The 16,290-nt window shown below is 39.4% G+C and carries 19 protein-coding genes; 15 read left to right on the top strand and 4 right to left on the bottom strand.

What is annotated here, in order from left to right:
• Nucleotides 1–419 precede the first annotated feature (419 nt).
• From AC1TO9_RS03120 to AC1TO9_RS03165, 10 genes are all read left to right on the top strand, one after another.
• Nucleotides 420–950: a hypothetical protein gene (locus tag AC1TO9_RS03120; protein ID WP_482055083.1), complete on the top strand. Its 531-nt coding sequence runs from the start codon at nt 420–422 to the stop codon at nt 948–950.
• A complete protein-coding gene (locus AC1TO9_RS03125) occupies nt 943–2,445 on the top strand; it encodes an AAA family ATPase (protein WP_482058295.1) in 1,503 nt (500 codons plus the stop codon). The genes AC1TO9_RS03120 and AC1TO9_RS03125 overlap by 8 nt, the downstream gene beginning before the upstream one ends.
• A gap of 134 nt (nt 2,446–2,579) precedes the next feature.
• A complete protein-coding gene (locus AC1TO9_RS03130) occupies nt 2,580–3,452 on the top strand; it encodes a 3-hydroxyacyl-CoA dehydrogenase family protein (protein WP_482055085.1) in 873 nt (290 codons plus the stop codon).
• The gene (locus tag AC1TO9_RS03135; protein ID WP_482055086.1) at nt 3,449–4,654 is read left to right on the top strand and encodes an acetate/propionate family kinase; all 1,206 of its coding nucleotides are present in this window, start codon (nt 3,449–3,451) and stop codon (nt 4,652–4,654) included. Before AC1TO9_RS03130 ends, AC1TO9_RS03135 begins: the two co-directional genes overlap by 4 nt.
• A gap of 41 nt (nt 4,655–4,695) precedes the next feature.
• A complete protein-coding gene (gene asnS, locus AC1TO9_RS03140) occupies nt 4,696–5,991 on the top strand; it encodes an asparagine--tRNA ligase (protein WP_482055087.1) in 1,296 nt (431 codons plus the stop codon).
• A 20-nt stretch (nt 5,992–6,011) separates the two neighbouring features.
• Nucleotides 6,012–6,713 carry a DnaD domain-containing protein gene (locus tag AC1TO9_RS03145; protein WP_482055088.1) on the top strand — a complete coding sequence of 234 codons (702 nt, stop codon included), beginning with the start codon at nt 6,012–6,014 and terminating at the stop codon, nt 6,711–6,713.
• A 733-nt stretch (nt 6,714–7,446) separates the two neighbouring features.
• A complete protein-coding gene (locus AC1TO9_RS03150; protein ID WP_482055089.1) occupies nt 7,447–7,659 on the top strand; it encodes a Gfo/Idh/MocA family oxidoreductase in 213 nt (70 codons plus the stop codon).
• Between the two features lie 9 nt (nt 7,660–7,668).
• Nucleotides 7,669–8,241, top strand: a complete 573-nt coding sequence (locus tag AC1TO9_RS03155) for a nucleotidyltransferase family protein (protein WP_482058296.1) — start codon at nt 7,669–7,671, stop codon at nt 8,239–8,241.
• 22 nt (nt 8,242–8,263) lie between these two features.
• Entirely contained in the window at nt 8,264–8,686 is a 423-nt protein-coding gene (locus tag AC1TO9_RS03160; RefSeq protein WP_482055092.1) for a DUF1801 domain-containing protein, read from the top strand.
• A gap of 30 nt (nt 8,687–8,716) precedes the next feature.
• On the top strand, nt 8,717–9,271 hold the full coding sequence (locus AC1TO9_RS03165; RefSeq protein WP_482055093.1) for a DUF1697 domain-containing protein: 555 nt from the start codon (nt 8,717–8,719) through the stop codon (nt 9,269–9,271).
• Here the strand turns inward: AC1TO9_RS03165 and AC1TO9_RS03170 are convergent, their stop codons facing one another.
• The 4 genes from AC1TO9_RS03170 to AC1TO9_RS03185 all read right to left on the bottom strand — a co-directional run bounded on the left by AC1TO9_RS03170 (nt 9,272) and on the right by AC1TO9_RS03185 (nt 11,798).
• Entirely contained in the window at nt 9,272–9,919 is a 648-nt protein-coding gene (locus AC1TO9_RS03170; RefSeq protein WP_482055094.1) for an ABC-2 transporter permease, read from the bottom strand.
• Nucleotides 9,909–10,775, bottom strand: a complete 867-nt coding sequence (locus AC1TO9_RS03175; protein WP_482055095.1) for an ABC transporter ATP-binding protein — start codon at nt 10,773–10,775, stop codon at nt 9,909–9,911. Before AC1TO9_RS03175 ends, AC1TO9_RS03170 begins: the two co-directional genes overlap by 11 nt.
• Complete coding sequence (locus AC1TO9_RS03180) at nt 10,775–11,158, bottom strand: GntR family transcriptional regulator (protein ID WP_482058297.1); 384 nt, start codon at nt 11,156–11,158, stop codon at nt 10,775–10,777. Before AC1TO9_RS03180 ends, AC1TO9_RS03175 begins: the two co-directional genes overlap by 1 nt.
• Before the next feature lie 364 nt (nt 11,159–11,522).
• Complete coding sequence (locus tag AC1TO9_RS03185) at nt 11,523–11,798, bottom strand: hypothetical protein (protein ID WP_482055097.1); 276 nt, start codon at nt 11,796–11,798, stop codon at nt 11,523–11,525.
• Nucleotides 11,799–12,036: 238 nt separating this feature from the next.
• Here AC1TO9_RS03185 and AC1TO9_RS03190 point away from each other — a divergent pair, with 238 nt between their 5' ends.
• The 5 genes from AC1TO9_RS03190 (at nt 12,037) to deoD (ending at nt 16,204) form a co-directional block, all read left to right on the top strand.
• Nucleotides 12,037–12,735, top strand: a complete 699-nt coding sequence (locus AC1TO9_RS03190; protein WP_482058298.1) for an SAM-dependent methyltransferase — start codon at nt 12,037–12,039, stop codon at nt 12,733–12,735.
• 33 nt (nt 12,736–12,768) lie between these two features.
• The gene (locus AC1TO9_RS03195; RefSeq protein WP_482055099.1) at nt 12,769–13,338 is read left to right on the top strand and encodes a hypothetical protein; all 570 of its coding nucleotides are present in this window, start codon (nt 12,769–12,771) and stop codon (nt 13,336–13,338) included.
• 291 nt (nt 13,339–13,629) lie between these two features.
• The gene (locus AC1TO9_RS03200) at nt 13,630–14,208 is read left to right on the top strand and encodes a DUF5643 domain-containing protein (protein ID WP_482058299.1); all 579 of its coding nucleotides are present in this window, start codon (nt 13,630–13,632) and stop codon (nt 14,206–14,208) included.
• A gap of 269 nt (nt 14,209–14,477) precedes the next feature.
• Entirely contained in the window at nt 14,478–15,398 is a 921-nt protein-coding gene (locus AC1TO9_RS03205; protein WP_482055101.1) for an EamA family transporter, read from the top strand.
• A 98-nt stretch (nt 15,399–15,496) separates the two neighbouring features.
• Nucleotides 15,497–16,204 carry a purine-nucleoside phosphorylase gene (deoD, locus tag AC1TO9_RS03210; protein WP_482055102.1) on the top strand — a complete coding sequence of 236 codons (708 nt, stop codon included), beginning with the start codon at nt 15,497–15,499 and terminating at the stop codon, nt 16,202–16,204.
• Nucleotides 16,205–16,290 lie beyond the last annotated feature (86 nt).

Genomic DNA, 16,290 nt, shown 5'->3' on the forward strand with positions numbered 1-16,290 from the left:
GTGTGAGGTCGGGTAAGCTCGGATGGGCCCTGATGGGGTTGATTGCTGATTGGTGAGTGCTGAGTGCGAGGAATACCTGTAAAAGGACACTTAATTAGTAGGAAAAGTAGGGTGTAGCAGAATTAGATGTAATAATGGCAGTTAAAAGTGGCGAAAACGATAAAAAGTGGATTTTTCTAGTAACTAGATACCATGAATACAACTAAATTTAGCTTTAGGAGGATTCGTTCGAATTTAATTGCGCTTTATGCAACTGCGTGATTGGTGGAGGCGAATGTCGCAATCTTTGTGACATCATTTAAAAAATCCATATATTTTCAGAAGATAAATGTATACGATATGATATACTAATTCATGTAGTGAATATATACGAAGTTGATATACTCTACCCAGAATGACTTGCGAAGGGAGATAGTTATATGAAGTTACGATTTATTCCGATTGCACTATCGGTGGTCATTTCAGGTGCGCTCTTATTTGGTGGGTGGTTCGGTTATCGGCAGGTAGCTCAGCAGAATCCGCTTCACAATATAGTTAAAGAATATGAAGGTGTTAATCAGCACGAATTGAAAATTACCAATAATGAGATCGTTGTGAATCTTGATGTTATACCTGGGACGAAATTATCAGGATTAGTTCAACAACTTACGACGGAAGGGAAATCAATTATTGGAAAAAAGACATTAAAGCTCGATATAGTTGATCACTCGAACGATACATTAGATGAGTTCTGGGATCAGGCCATGTTCCCTGTTGCAGAAGCGATGGAGAATAAACAATATACACAGATTGTTGAGAAATTAAACAAGATGGAACACAATACAACGGTAAAAGTAACAACCGAAATGGATGCTAAGAATGTGTATGTAAGTCTAACTGATGGAGAGAGTAGTAAGTTTATTATCTTGCCACGCGAGCCAGGGGTATTGGGGGTGTGGAATAATGCCTAAGTGGGGCAAAGAAATATTGATCGGATTTACTCCGGTACTCCTTATCTTTCTTATTTATATTGGTGTGAATATTGTTCCTATTCTACTCGTCGGAGCGTTTATAGTAGTTATACTAACCTTTGTGAATAAGCGTGGTGGCTTAGCAGTAGGTGCAATAGCAGATCGGGAGCGCAAGAAGAAAGTTCCAAGCAAGCTAACTTTTGATGAAATTGGTGGACAGGATCATCCGAAAGAGGAATTGATGGAAGCTCTTGATTTTCTCATTAGACATGAAGAAATTCAGAAATTTGGTATTCGCCCATTAAAGGGAATATTACTGACGGGTCCACCAGGTACAGGAAAGACATTGCTTGCAAAAGCAGCTAGTCAGTATACGGATTCTGTATTTGTTGCTGCATCAGGCAGTGAGTTCGTTGAGATGTATGTCGGTGTTGGTGCGGGGAGAGTGCGTGATTTATTCCGTGACGCGCGAACACGTGCGATGAAGGAAAACAAGAAAAGTGCAGTTATATTTATTGATGAGATTGATGTCATCGGTGGTAAACGTGAAGGTGGGCAACAGCGTGAGTATGATCAGACTTTAAATCAGTTATTAACGGAAATGGATGGCATTTATAATTCTGAAAGTCCTAGAATATTACTCATAGCTGCAACTAACCGCAAGGAAATGCTAGATAGTGCGCTTCTTCGCCCAGGACGATTCGACCGACATATTCAAGTGGATCTTCCGGATAAAAAGGGACGAAAGCATATTCTTGAAATCCATGCAAATAATAAGCCTATTCACGCTGACACCAATCTGGACAAAATTGCAGAAGAGTCCTATGGATTCTCCGGTGCCCAGCTTGAAAGTATGATGAACGAAGCTGCCATTTATATGATGAGAGAGAATAAGTCCGAAATTGAACAACGACATTTATCAATGTCGATTGATAAAGTGATGATGGGTGAAAAGACAGATCGTGAATCAACGCAGGAAGAGAAGAAGAGAGTGGCCATTCATGAATTAGGACATGCCATCATGGCTGAAATTGTCCGCCCTGGAAGTGTGAGCCAAGTAGCACTAAGTCCACGAGGTCAAGCTCTTGGGTATGTCCGCCATAATCCTCAAGAGGAGCAGTATCTGTATACCAAAGCATTTCTAGAAGAACAAATTATGATTGCGCTAGGTGGAGCTGCTTCAGAAGAAATATATTACGGTGGAAGAAGTACTGGATCGAGCAATGATTTCGAACAGGCACTGAATATTGTTCAGACGATGATGAAATCAGGATTAACTTCACTAGGTATCGTTAACATGCAAATGGTGACTACAGAAGAGTTGATGAAAGAGAATAACATTATTTTGGAACAATTAATGACACGTACTCGGGAGGCTCTTGAACAGCACCGTAATATCTTTGATCAGTCACTGGATATTCTTTTAACTGAGGAAAATCTAACGGGAGAACAATTTCGATGTCTATTTCGTGAATATTCCCTTTTACCAGCATAAAACATGATGCTGGTTATTTTTTTTTACTTTTGATCCGTGCTAAGATATTATTAGATGTTGGAGTGGAATAATATATTTTTCGACAAGAAGGGTATATTACCGAATATAAGGACAAAAAGGGAGTTGCATACCGAATGTTATTCAAAAAAATTGGTGTCATCGGCGGTGGCACGATGGGGCAAGGTATCGCAGAAATGCTAGCTACAAAAGGCATTGATGTATTGCTCGTTGAGAAAGATGTAGAGACGTTAAATTATTCTTATAATATGATAGAAGTAAGTCTCGACAAACAGCTTGAGAAATGGGGAATCACCCAAGCAGAGAAGAAGCTGATCTTAAGCAGAATTCATAAAGTTGTTCATTTCGCTGAACTGGGTTCTTGTGATATGGTGATTGAGACGATTTATGAAGATATTAATGCGAAGAAACAAATATTCTCACAATTAGACCAAGTGTGTCCTAACAATATAATTCTTGCTAGTAACACGTCTACACTAAGTTTAACTGAACTTGCAAGTTCCACGATGTATCCTGAACGTGTTATCGGGATGCACTTCATTCATCCGGTTGGTAAAGTAGATCTAGTTGAAATCATCCGTGGGTTGAAGACGTCAGATATTACTTTCATAGAAACAAAAAGATTCGTAGAAGAAGTAGTGAGCAAAAAAGGTGTCATGATATATGAGTCTCCTGGATTTGTTACTTCGCGCTTATTCTGTTTGTTAATTAATGAAGCATTACATGTTCTTCAAGAGGGAGTTGCTTCTGCAGAAGATATCGACGATGCTATGCGTATAGGGTACCAATTCCAGAATGGTCCGCTTGAAATGGCCGACCGTTTCGGTCTTGATTCAGTTCTAGCAGCACTCGAAAGAATGTTCCGTGAATTCGGAGAATTGAAATATCGTCCTTCCACCATACTTAAGAAGATGGTTCGCGCAGGGAATTTAGGGGTTAAAACAGGTGAGGGGTTCTTCAAGTACGATAAGGATGGTGACCGGTTATGAAAATTCTAGTTATTAATGCAGGAAGTTCTTCTTTGAAATATCAATTGTACGATATGACAGACGAATCTGTTCTAGCTAAAGGTCTTGTAGAACGGATAGGGATGGATTCATCGATCATGACACATAGCCCTACTGGAGGACAGGAAGTAACGGAGGTCCAGGAGATTCTAGAGCATACGACAGCTATTCGTAAAGTTCTCTCTATATTGACGGATCCAGTGCACGGCGTAATTAAATCAGTTAATGAAATAGAAGCTGTGGGCCATCGCGTTGTTCATGGGGGAGAATCGTTCAAGGCTTCCGCTATGGTTGATGGAAATGCGAAGTCAGAGATTCGTCGTTTAATTGATTTAGCGCCACTCCACAACCCAGCGGCAATGATGGGGATTTCGGCTTCAGAAGCTAACATGCCTGGTGTACCGATGGTCGTTGTGTTCGATACTGCCTTTCATCAAGGAATGCCTGAGAAGGCTTATTTGTATGCCATTCCGAGAGTTCTGTACAACAAGTACAAAGTACGTCGTTACGGCTTCCATGGTACTTCACACGAATATGTTAGTAAGGCGGCAGCGAAATTCCTTGGACAACCTATCGAGGACTTGAAGATCATTACTTGTCATATTGGTAACGGTGGTAGCGTTACTGCTGTACTAGGAGGACGTTCTGTGGATACTTCCATGGGTATGACACCACTAGAAGGCTTGATGATGGGAACACGTAGTGGTGACCTTGACCCAGCAATTGTACCGTTTGTTATGAATAAAGAAGAATTGACCGTGAATGAAGTGAACTCTATGCTTAATAAACATAGTGGACTCTTGGCAATATCTGGCGTTAGTAGTGATATGAGAGAAATTACAGATGGTTTGGCAAATGGCGATGCCAATTGTACGCTTGCTTTTGAAATGTATGAATATCGTCTTCGTAAATATATTGGTTCTTATGCTGCGGCAATGAATGGTGTCGATGTCATCGTATTTACAGCTGGCGTTGGTGAGAACTCCGTCATCGTTCGTGAGAAAGTATGTGAGAACTTAACTTATCTTGGTGTAGAAATTGATGATGCACTTAATGCGATTCGTTCGGGTGAACCAAGGTTGATCTCGACTGCTAACGCTAAAGTGAAGGTTCTTGTCGTTCCAACGAATGAAGAATTGGTTATTGCACGAGATACTTATCGTATTGTTAGTGAAGCGAAGTAGTTATTGAATTGAAAGAGTAGTCCATAAGGGAGAGATCAAGGATGTCTACAAAAAGTGTGATTCGCGATGTGAATCAGCATGTTGGAGAAACAGTGACTATTGGAAGCTGGATTAACAACAAACGCTCGAGCGGCAAAATTCAATTTTTGCAATTACGTGACGGTTCTGGATATATTCAAGGGGTTGTTGTAAAGAGTGAGGTATCAGAACAAGTATGGGATGATGCGAAAAGCTTAACACAAGAAAGTTCCTTGTATGTGACAGGCATTATTCGTGAAGAGCCAAGAAGTGCATCGGGCTATGAAATGACCGTAACGGGTATTGAAGTGATACATATCACTGAGAATTATCCGATTACTCCGAAAGAACATGGCGTAGATTTCTTAATGGATCATCGTCATCTATGGCTTCGTTCGAACAAACAACGTGCCATTCTAGTTATTCGTGCAGAGATTATTCGTGCGGTTCGGGAGTTTTTTGATACGAATGGTTTTACTTTGGTAGATCCACCGATTCTAACTCCGACATCTGCAGAAGGAACGACAAACTTATTCCATACGAAATACTTTGATGAAGACGCCTATTTAACTCAAAGTGGTCAATTATATATGGAAGCTGCAGCGATGGCTTTAGGCAAGGTGTACTCCTTCGGGCCGACATTCCGTGCTGAGAAATCTAAAACACGTCGTCACCTCATTGAATTCTGGATGATCGAGCCAGAGATGGCTTTCACTGATCATGAGGAGAGCTTGTGTGTTCAAGAGAACTTCATTACTCATGTTGTACAATCTGTTCTGAAGAATTGTCGCGTGGAATTGGAAGCGGTCGGTCGTGATGTTTCCAAATTAGAACAAATTCAAGCACCGTTCCCACGTATTACTTACGATGATGCTATTGAATTTCTACATGGACAAGGTTTCGATATTCCGTGGGGTGATGACTTCGGTGCACCACATGAGACTGCTATTGCTCAGAGTTATGACAAGCCTGTATTTATAACACATTATCCTGCAGGGATTAAATCTTTCTATATGAAACCAGATCCAACCCGACCTGAAGTGGTGCTATGTGCGGATATGATTGCACCTGAAGGATACGGTGAGATTATCGGTGGATCGCAGCGTATTGATGATCAAGCATTATTGGAAGAACGTTTCAAAGAACATAATCTCTCAATAGAGACATATCAGTGGTACATGGATCTGCGTAAATATGGATCCGTACCTCATTCCGGCTTCGGTCTAGGTCTTGAGCGTACTGTGGCATGGATTTGTGGGCTAGATCATGTTCGGGAGACGATTGCCTTCCCACGTACATTGTATCGTCTGTATCCTTAAATGAAGAGGTGGTGAAGCTCGTGGATAGTTCAGGATGGAGAACATGGGCTGAGGGCGCTTCATCGGGAATGGGAGCGGGCGTGGCCGTGCTGCCATATGCGTTATTCCGTTACTATCGCAGATTGAAGTTAAATGACAGAGAACTATTGTTGTTAATGCACCTGATGACATTTAAGCAGGTGGAGCATAAGGAGTTCCCTACATTAGAAGATATGCAGGAGTTAACAGGGGGAACAACGGCAGAGATCTCCCTTACTTTGCAGAAACTGATGAAGGATGGATTTCTCAGCATTGATGAAGAGGTCGATGAAGATAGTGGCATACAATACGAATGCTACAACGTATCTGGGCTGTATGATAAGTTAAGTATATGTATGGCGAATGATGCAAAGAATAAGGCGAAGCAAGCTGCTGCTGAGCGTGAAGAGGCGTTAGCAGACACAAGCGAGCCTGAAGCTGAGCGTAATATGTTCACAATCTTCGAGAAAGAGTTCGGTCGTCCGCTTTCACCAATGGAATGTGAGACGATAGCAGGATGGCTCGATCAGGATCGATATCTAGATGAACTCATTCTAATGGCTTTGAAAGAAGCTGTATTTGCCGGTAAAGTTCATTTCCGTTATATCGACCGCATTCTACTTGAATGGAGCCGCAACCGCGTCAAGAATGTGGCTGACGCCAAAGCGTACACGCAGAAATTCCGTAGTAGTGGTAGAAGTTAATCATATGGATTGTTAAGAAGGGATGCCCCGAGCTGGTTTTATGGCTTTGGGGCGTCCTTTTTTTAATATAAGAAAGCATAAGTTTCACTTGATACTCAAATCCTGGTATTTCCGCTGAAACGGGTGCCTTAAAGTGATACGAAGCATCGCTAGCTTCGGAAGCATAAGCTCTTTGAGAAGTTTCTACTTGTATGTAGCCTAACGGAAGCAGAAGCCCTTATTTTACCGAAAACACCACTTTTGGAATTCTAACGGATCTAGGAGACCTTATTTGGTCTTTTTTGCAGAATCGGGGCTGTTTATTTCATAATAGAGGCGTGCATTTCCGTTACAATTTTATAAAGGTGTTTTTCCATCGAATAGTGTCTGTGATTTCCGTTAGAAAGTCGAAGATAGCTTAAGGATAGAGACACTAGTCTCCAATATAAAAGTATAATACAATAAGATTGATTACAGAGTATGGGAACATACTAACCTATTCCTAGAGAAGAAGATAACGCAGGCAGAATTTATAGGAAGCGCAAAGCTATTATTAGACTTTACACAATATTGCTTTTTGACTAGTCAATCTCTCAAGTTACTCAAGAGAATAGGTGAAGTGTAGGTTGAACTTACCCGAACTTATCTTCACCAAACATACATATCGAACGTACTAAGTTTGAATACAGTGCAAAGTCCTCATATAATTGAAAGAACACTAAGGATTCAATAGGACAAAAAGGCGGTGTACTACATGAGGAAACCTATAACTTTTAGTATCATTGGCGGCGGAGAATTTAGAGCACAATATTATTTGAGAATTGCGCAAGCGCTTCTAGAGCGATTTCGTGTGAGCGGTATGGTTGACCGTGACGAAGCTAAGGGAAAAGCGTTAGAAGAATTATGGCATGTGGTAACTTATCGGACAATGGAACAGCTCTTGGCAAATGAACAGCCTGATGCTTAGAACAATGAAATGAACACGAAGGAGTTGATAGGGCTGTCGGATTATACTAATACGTTAATAAAGTTAATTAGTAATAATGATGAGATTATGAAAGATCTAAAAATGATGAGAGCGTTAAACCTGCCCGATTGGGTTGTTGCAGCTGGGTATGTGCGTAACTATATTTGGGATACGTTACATGGATATTCGACTAGAACACCATTAAATGATATTGACATCATATATTACAACACGGAGGAAATCGATGAAGATGTAGAGAAAGAATATGAGCGGATATTAGAACGGCAAACAGGTAGTTCCATATGGTCTGTTAAGAATCAAGCGAGAATGCATACCCAGAATGGTGACAAACCCTATCAATCAATTGAAGATGCCATAAGTCATTGGCCGGAGACAGTTACCGCAGTAGGAATTAGATTAGAAGATGACAATCAAATTTCAATAGTATGTCCGTATGGGCTTGGGGATTTGTTCGAATTCAGAGTAAGAAGAAGTCCATTGTTTAAGGATGAATCTTATTATAAGTTTAGAGTGAACAAGAAGAATTGGAAAAAAATATGGCCGGAATTAGAAATAAATTGAGATGAACTCAGGAGCCCCTTACATGTATATACCAAAAACAAAAGAAACCGATAACAGTGTCATTGAGTTTATTGAGAATGTCGACAATGTTAAGAAACGTGAAGATGCCTATCGATTATTAGATATTTTCACGGAAACGACTGGCTATGAAGCAAAGATGTGGGGACCGAGCATTATTGGATTTGGTGCTTATCATTATAAATATGATTCGGGTCATGAAGGGGATGCAGCGTTAGTCGGATTTTCACCTCGGAAGGCCAAAATCAGTTTATACTTTGCGACAGGTGACGCCAAACGTGATGAGTTATTACAAGACTTTGGTAAACATACAGCAGGGAAAGCTTGTGTGTATATCAATAAAGTGGCTGACATCGATGAAGAGGTATTGAAGGCGTTAATACAGCAATCCGTCCATTTTTTGAAAGAGATGTATCCTGTTGACTGAATCCATTAAATAAAGAGGCGGGTGAGTTGGTTGACGATCTATATTGCGCTGTTACGAGGAATTAACGTAGGTGGGAAGAATATGATCAAAATGGCTGAATTGAAGAAAATGTTTGAAACGATGGGGCTGTGTCGGGTTCAAACGTATATTCAGAGTGGTAATGTTCTTTTTGAATCGAATGAGGAAGAAGAACCGCTACGCAAACGGATCGAAGATCAGATTGAGGCGGTATTTGGGTTTGCGGTAAGCGTCGTGTTAAGAACAGCCGAGGCGCTGAACAGAATTGTTGCGAACTGCCCATTCTCTGAGCAGGATATATCCGAAGCAGAAGCGTCGGCTGTAGGAGAGAGCCTCTATGTCTCTATGTTGCTTGAAGAACCTTCAGGTGAAGGGATTGAACGACTAAAGGGTTACAAAAGTGAAAATGAAGAGTACCGAATTGAAGGTCGAGAGGTCTATCTTTTATTCCATGATAGTATTAGAAACTCCAAGCTTGCGAACAATCTTCAAAAGTTGGATGTACCTTCGACCATACGTAACTGGAAAACAATGAACAAGCTCGTTGCACTAGCGAATGGTTCTTAATTATAGGTCTTTTCTAGAATAGATGCGTATTGATGTAATCATAGAAATAAAGACAATTAACAGCGAAATCAAATAGGGAAGCCACTGCTGGATCATTTGTGGGATAAGGAGCATGAGATCCATAGTGATATGGTTGGTTTGAAGCCACTGTACAACGGGTACAAATAGGAATGGTGTTAGAAAAACCAAAGCAAATGAAATATATCTTGTCTTTTCATATCCAAACTTAAATTGTAGGGGTAATAATATTCCGAAAAACAGGCTGATCGTTAGAAAAGATATTCCGATATTCGTAATGGTTAATCGTTGTAAGCCCAACGATGTTATATTTGATGTTATTGTGTATACAAAGAGGCTGCAAATAAAAATAACAAAGATAAAAAGATACTTAGCTTTTACTACAGTGTCTCGCGTATATGGAGTAGTGCAGAGTAGTGCGGAACCTTTGTATTTCTCTTCTGTCATCGACACGGTATTGAACAAAATATATTCCAAAAATAGCACAGTAACAAGGAATCCAATGAAGCTACCATTGAGAACATCCGATTGGATAGCTATGAAGGCTGGGCCAGCTACTGCAAAGATGATCATGATGAGTAAATACCTTTTTGCTATAATAAAATCCTTCTTCACAAGATTAAATAACATGATTATGACCTCCTATATATGACAGCATAATATCCTCAATCGTTGGTTTTTCTATGACGATATCTTTCATTTGTTGACGTACATTATTAATATCATGGGTAATACCTTCAAATCCGTATGTAGTCTCACGTAGTGTTAAAAATAACTTGCGGGTATGTTCATTCAATAATATATGATCGCCCTTCACTATGGCATGTGTATCTAACAGCTGATCCTTTTCTTCACTGAATATAATTTTCCCTTGATCAATTAGAATAAGAATGTCAGCTATTTTATCCAAGTCAGATGTAATATGAGTAGAGAAGAATACACTTTTTCCTTCTTCTTTCATGAAGTCTAGTAGTATATTCATTAACTCACTTCGTACTAATGGATCGAGACCACTCGTTGGTTCATCCATAATCAATAAATCAGCATGATGAGACAGTGCTAAAGCAATAGCATATTTCATCCGCATACCTTTAGATAACGTAGAAATTTTTTGATTTAATTTTAAATTAAACCGTCCCATATAGCTTAGAAAAATAGCATCATCCCAATTTGTATATGCAGGCGCAATAATGCTTTTCATTTCCTTCAGTGTCAATTCTTCATAGAAATAGCCATCATCCAATACGACACCAATACGATTTTTTAGTTCTCTCTCATGATCACCCATTTCTTTACCTAAAAATGTAATGTTACCCGCATCTTTTAGAATAAGTCCAAGGATTGCTTTTATCGTGGTCGTTTTTCCAGAACCATTAATACCAATAAAACCTGTAATGCAACCTTCCTGTAGTGAGAAGTTAACATTATCCAAACTGAAATTTTTAAAATTCTTATCTAGATTGGTTACCTCCAAAATTGTTTTCATTATACTTCCTCCTCTTCTTCAAAAAGTAGGTCCATCATAGAATAAAGTTCCTCTTTGTCTATTCCTAGAGACCGAGACATTTTCCATACTTCTGTCAGCTTGGATTCCACCATAAGTCGCTTGGATTCTACTAACATTTCTAAATTTTCCGATGCTACATAAGTACCCTTACCAACTTTAGTTATGATATAACCTTCTGATTCTAGTTCGGCATATACCCTTTTAGTAGTCAGAACACTAACTTGTAAATCATTTGCTAATGAACGTATAGAAGGGAGTAGCTCACCTCCATTTACTTCATTACTTAGAATAGCATCTTTGATTTGATCTTTGATCTGCTGATATAAGGGTTGATTTGATGCATTTTTAATAATTATTTTCATTTGAATACCTCTTTGCTCGTTACTCTTTAAGTGTGCATTGTTATGATGCACACCATATACACTAATCACTATAAACTATTGTCTTATTAATTTCAAGATAATAGATACAATTTTTTTGGTGAGAAATGTGTTTTCTTTTTCTGAACTGATAGGCAGTATGTCTGAAGATGTGTAGCATGTAAAATTAAATTAGTATTGAATTAAATTCAAAGGGATTAGAACGTAGAATTTCAAAAATAATGAGGGGGATACAAACATATAACTGAGCGGAGACGGTACAGACTAGAAGGGAGTGATATTTAAATCACCACATCCTCAGTCCTGTACAGGGTCACAGGTTTGGGATGTGGTGAAAGACGCAATATTATTTACATGATTGTTCAGGATCTTCATTACGATATCCATTCAATAGATCTGTGCCATGCACAATTTCTATTGGAGGTACGGCAGGATCAATAGGGCTGTCCTTTTGGATATCATCGGCATCACTCATTAGAGGTGATTCACTAATACTTTGAGTGGTGATGGTATTGACGTCACGTAAATCATCTGGGGGAATGACTAATTCTGGATTTATAGGACGTGAGGTCTCATATTGTTCATAGGTCAAGTCAGCCGTAGTCTTTGGTTCGTTGTCCATGTGAAACATCTCCTTTTGTAAGACACTGCTATTAACCTTCATAATTTACCCTGTTTAAAAGGTTAATAGACCTATCTTGGTAACTTAAAACTTGGAAAATACATAACGTAAGTCGTCATGTTGAAACAATTCGCCCTTTAGTGATATTAATAGTGTTAGGGTATGGTACAATTTCCCTTGTAACACCATTGTATTGTAAAGAGCTGAGAATAGTTGAGAAGAGGAATGGTGAGCTGAGATGAGTACAGAAGAGATAAAATTGGATTTAAGTCGTATTGTGTTTATTGGGAGAACTTTTGATGAGTATATGGCGATGTTTAACCTATCCAAGGAGGGTTTATTAGGTCGCAGAATACTTGATTGTCCTGCGGGAGGATGTTCCTTCACAGCGATAGCTAATCAGCTTGGAGCAGATGTAACTGCAACTGATATAGTGTATTATCACGATTTTTCACTGCTTGAAGCAAAGGGATTTCAGGATATAGAACATGTCATTGAGCAAATGGAGAATGCAAAGGGTAACTACTTATGGAATTATTTCAAATCAATTGATGAACTTAAGAAGCATAGAATTCAGGGATTAACGGATTGTGCAGCGGATATGAAAATTTCTCCCAACCGTTATGTTCCGGCAGAACTACCAACGTTACCTTTTGACGATAATCGATTCGATTTAACGCTCTCTGCACACTTTCTGTTCATGTATGCTGATCGGTTGGATTATAACTTTCATTTAGATACGATCCGGGAACTGCTGCGAGTGACTTCGCAAGAAATTCGTATATTTCCTTTGATTGATCTTTCCTGCAAGAGGTATGAACATTTGGACGGATTGATTGGGGATATTCATAAATTAGGTTGTACCACTGAAGAAATAATTGTCCCTTATGAATTTCAAAAGGGTGCTAATACGATGCTGAAAATAAGTAAGATTTAGTTAAGAGATGAGACTTTGAGGTGAAGTGGAGAAATGGATCGGAGCAGAAGATTGTTACCAATGGTGACTGGGCTTATAATTCTGTTTGTTATAGGTCTACAGTTGGGTTGTAGTGCAGGTGAGGACGGGAATGGAAATCAGGTCGTGGATGAAAAGACGGAAACGATAGTGCAAGTTGATGGAAAAGTGAAGAGTATTCCTTATAAACAACATTTATACTCGAAGAGTTCACCAAATTTTGCTTGGGAGCGAGATAACTCTGATGGTCTGTCACAAGAAATAGCAGATAGATATGGAGAGTTTAAAACTTCAGTACCTGGCGGATTTATTGTAAAAGAAACGGACACAGAGTATTTCATATGTGTAAGCATTGGAGAAAAGGAATCCGTTACAAAGGGATTTGAAATTATATCGCTAACGTTGTCAGAAGAGAATGTGGGGAAAGATCCAATTCTGAAAATTGATGTAATTCCTGTAATGAATGAAAATAATTCAGATAAAAAAATGAAAGGGAAAGTCTTTATAAGATCCCTAATTAGTGTATCTAAGGAAGACTTACCTGACGGTATCGTTATCAATTCAATCATCATGAGTGGCAGTTAGGATCAAAAGGCTGACGTAGTTTTTATTCAGCCAACGGATAACATTAGCAAGAAGGCGGTTGCTTCGCAACTGCTTTTTTTATTCATTCGCCAAGGAAACGGATATAGCAAAAAATCTAGCGAATTACGAGTACTGTTTTTTGATGAACAATCTTGAATTCGAAGCAATCAGACTAGGTCTGAAGTGCGGCGAACTTCTCTCGATCAATCGGTATGTTCACGTTGAACTCCGTTCCGCCCACGTCTCCAAGTCCAGTAACAGGGATTTCCTCGTTACCTACGATCATATCTTTTGTTACATTTGATGTATTTGCGGCAGAAGGTCACCTTTTCTAAAGCGGTTGTTTCTCCATTACGTGTATCACTGTATATGGATTATGACGATCATAATACCAAACAAATTTTCGGACCTGGTAATATTCAATTAGTAGATGACGAAGGTACTGTCTGGCGGAATATATCAGGGAGTTCGGGTGTGGGAAGGAATCATCCGGTGTATCATTTCGAAAGCCCTTATTTCAAAGAGCCGAAGTCTTTGACCATTGAAGGAAGTTGGTTCCGTGCGCTTGATAAAAACCTGATGTCAGTCGTTATTGATACGGAGAAAGGTATATTGCTTCAAGCACCAGATGAGAAACTCAATTTCTATAAGATGACGAATCTTGAGAAAGCTATGAAACTGGATTTCAGCCTTAGCATTCTCGATCCAGAAGACAAGATGATGTATAATCTGTTTGAAAGTGAATTTACTGATGCGAATGGTGTGCGTTACTCAACGGCAGATCTTGAAGAGATTATTAGTGGATATTTCGATGGAAGAAGACCACAAGAGCAACATTCACTGTATTATATATATAGAGATTCCTATTAACAGCCACTCACGTTAACGGTATACGACTATCCTGCCTATATTCGTGAGTCATATAAAATTCGTATCAAGTAAAATAATTCCATATAATCATTTGCGCTCTCGCATTGACAGTACCTTCAATTTAATCTATAATATTAAAGGTTGCATAAGAGTATTCACAAACTCAGTTATATCTGAGAGACGAAATTTTTAAAAGGGAAACCTTTTTTTCAGTCGTCACCTGTCCATTGGACGGGTGGCGATTTTATTTTTTTAAAGGGGTGTTTAGCTTGAACTTATTAAAATATTCAATTTTTGTCATATTGGGAGCTATCTCGTATGGTACATTGTCGACGATGATTAAGCTTGGATTTAAAGACGGTTTTAGTTCAGCAGAATTAGTAGGTAGCCAATATTTCACCGGTTGGGTAATCATTGCTGCTATTTATCTGTTCTCATTTAACTACAAGATTTCATGGAAAAACGCAGGGCAATTATTATTTACGGGTATGCTGACCGCTTTGGTGGGTATCACCTACGCAGTCTCTGTATCTGAACTTCCGGCCTCGATAGCGGTAGTATTCCTGTTCCAATTCACTTGGATAGGCGTTCTTATTGAAAGTGTATTGACTAGAACATGGCCAAGTAAGAGTAAATTAGTAGCCATTCTGTTACTAGTGATCGGTACATTGTTGGCGGGAGCTATCTTTGGTCAATCATTAACTTCATTGAGTATGAAAGGTGTGTTGTTTGGTCTTCTTGCAGCCTTATTCTTTGCGCTATACTTGGTACTTACTTCAAGAGTAGCAACGCATGAAGCGGCTCCGAAAAGATTGTTCTTTATTAGTACAGGAGCACTTATAACGATATCGTTTACAATAAGTCCAATCCATCTTGTTACCCAATTAACAGAGACAAGCCTATGGGGCTATGGTTTACTGCTTGGGGTGCTTGGTGTAGTCGTTCCGTTTTTGTTATTTGCCATTAGTATGCCTAAAATTGGAGCAGGTTTAGGTACGATTCTGTGTGCTGCTGAACTGCCATCTGCCATGGTAGTTTCCGTCATTATTCTAGGAGAATTAGTTACGCCCCTACAATGGTTGGGGATGATCTTGATTGTACTAGGAATCATGGCTCCAGAAATACTGAGAAGAACATCGTTTGAGAGTAAACCGAATAAAAGATTGACTCCGTCCAAAAGGCATAGTTGATGTACCTTTTTCCATATCTTGAAAAGAGAGTGGTCGTCTGAAAATAGTATGCCAATTATGTTATGATGGCTGTAGACTGATTTTTAGGGGGAACACGAATGAGCACTCATATTGGGGCGAAACCTGGCGATGTTGCTGAGACGATACTTTTACCCGGAGACCCACTGCGCGCGAAGTTTATTGCACAAACGTATTTGCAGGATGTGATTTGTTACAATGAAGTTAGAGGGATGCTCGGATTCACGGGTACTTATAAAGGGCAACGTATTTCCGTTCAAGGAACGGGAATGGGGATTCCATCAACTAGCATATATGTCAATGAACTGATAAGTGAATATGGTGTTAAAAACCTGATACGTGTAGGTACATGCGGTAGTATGCAAAAGGATGTTCATGTTCGTGACGTTATTCTTGCGCAAGCCTCTTGTACGGATTCGAGTGTCAATCATCACAATTTCGGAGGGTATGATTTCTCGCCCATCGCAGATTTCAACATGCTTAAAACAGCTTATGAACTAGGAATAGCTAAAGGTCTTAAGCTACATGTAGGTAATGTATTCAGTTCTGACATGTTCTATCGCGACGATCCTTCTGTAGTACAGAAACTGATGAAGTATGGTGTTCTAGGTGTGGAAATGGAAACAACTGCGATTTATACGCTGGCAGCGAAGTTTGGTGTTCACGCCTTAACTATTTTGACAGTAAGTGATCACTTATTGACTGGTGAAGAGACAAGCTCTGAAGAGCGCCAGACCACATTTAATGACATGATGGAAGTAGCGTTGGATACTGCGATAACTTTGTAAAACATTAGACGGTGCTGCGTGCAGGTTATGAGAAAGAATTATTTTGAGACTGGGAATGAGACTGAGCGGGGAGAGCCTCGTTCAGT

Source organism: Paenibacillus sp. Y916, assembly GCF_056786435.1.

Bases quoted from the DNA above. Each gene is read 5' to 3' on its own strand.
- AC1TO9_RS03120 (WP_482055083.1), top strand. From the start codon at position 420: ATGAAGTTACGATTTATTCCGATTGCACTATCGGTGGTCATTTCAGGT.
- AC1TO9_RS03125 (WP_482058295.1), top strand. From the start codon at position 943: ATGCCTAAGTGGGGCAAAGAAATATTGATCGGATTTACTCCGGTACTC.
- AC1TO9_RS03130 (WP_482055085.1), top strand. From the start codon at position 2,580: ATGTTATTCAAAAAAATTGGTGTCATCGGCGGTGGCACGATGGGGCAA.
- AC1TO9_RS03135 (WP_482055086.1), top strand. From the start codon at position 3,449: ATGAAAATTCTAGTTATTAATGCAGGAAGTTCTTCTTTGAAATATCAA.
- asnS (WP_482055087.1), top strand. From the start codon at position 4,696: ATGTCTACAAAAAGTGTGATTCGCGATGTGAATCAGCATGTTGGAGAA.
- AC1TO9_RS03150 (WP_482055089.1), top strand. From the start codon at position 7,447: ATGAGGAAACCTATAACTTTTAGTATCATTGGCGGCGGAGAATTTAGA.
- AC1TO9_RS03155 (WP_482058296.1), top strand. From the start codon at position 7,669: ATGAACACGAAGGAGTTGATAGGGCTGTCGGATTATACTAATACGTTA.
- AC1TO9_RS03160 (WP_482055092.1), top strand. From the start codon at position 8,264: ATGTATATACCAAAAACAAAAGAAACCGATAACAGTGTCATTGAGTTT.
- AC1TO9_RS03170 (WP_482055094.1), bottom strand. From the start codon at position 9,919: ATGTTATTTAATCTTGTGAAGAAGGATTTTATTATAGCAAAAAGGTAT.
- AC1TO9_RS03175 (WP_482055095.1), bottom strand. From the start codon at position 10,775: ATGAAAACAATTTTGGAGGTAACCAATCTAGATAAGAATTTTAAAAAT.
- AC1TO9_RS03180 (WP_482058297.1), bottom strand. From the start codon at position 11,158: ATGAAAATAATTATTAAAAATGCATCAAATCAACCCTTATATCAGCAG.
- AC1TO9_RS03185 (WP_482055097.1), bottom strand. From the start codon at position 11,798: ATGGACAACGAACCAAAGACTACGGCTGACTTGACCTATGAACAATAT.
- AC1TO9_RS03190 (WP_482058298.1), top strand. From the start codon at position 12,037: ATGAGTACAGAAGAGATAAAATTGGATTTAAGTCGTATTGTGTTTATT.
- AC1TO9_RS03195 (WP_482055099.1), top strand. From the start codon at position 12,769: ATGGATCGGAGCAGAAGATTGTTACCAATGGTGACTGGGCTTATAATT.
- deoD (WP_482055102.1), top strand. From the start codon at position 15,497: ATGAGCACTCATATTGGGGCGAAACCTGGCGATGTTGCTGAGACGATA.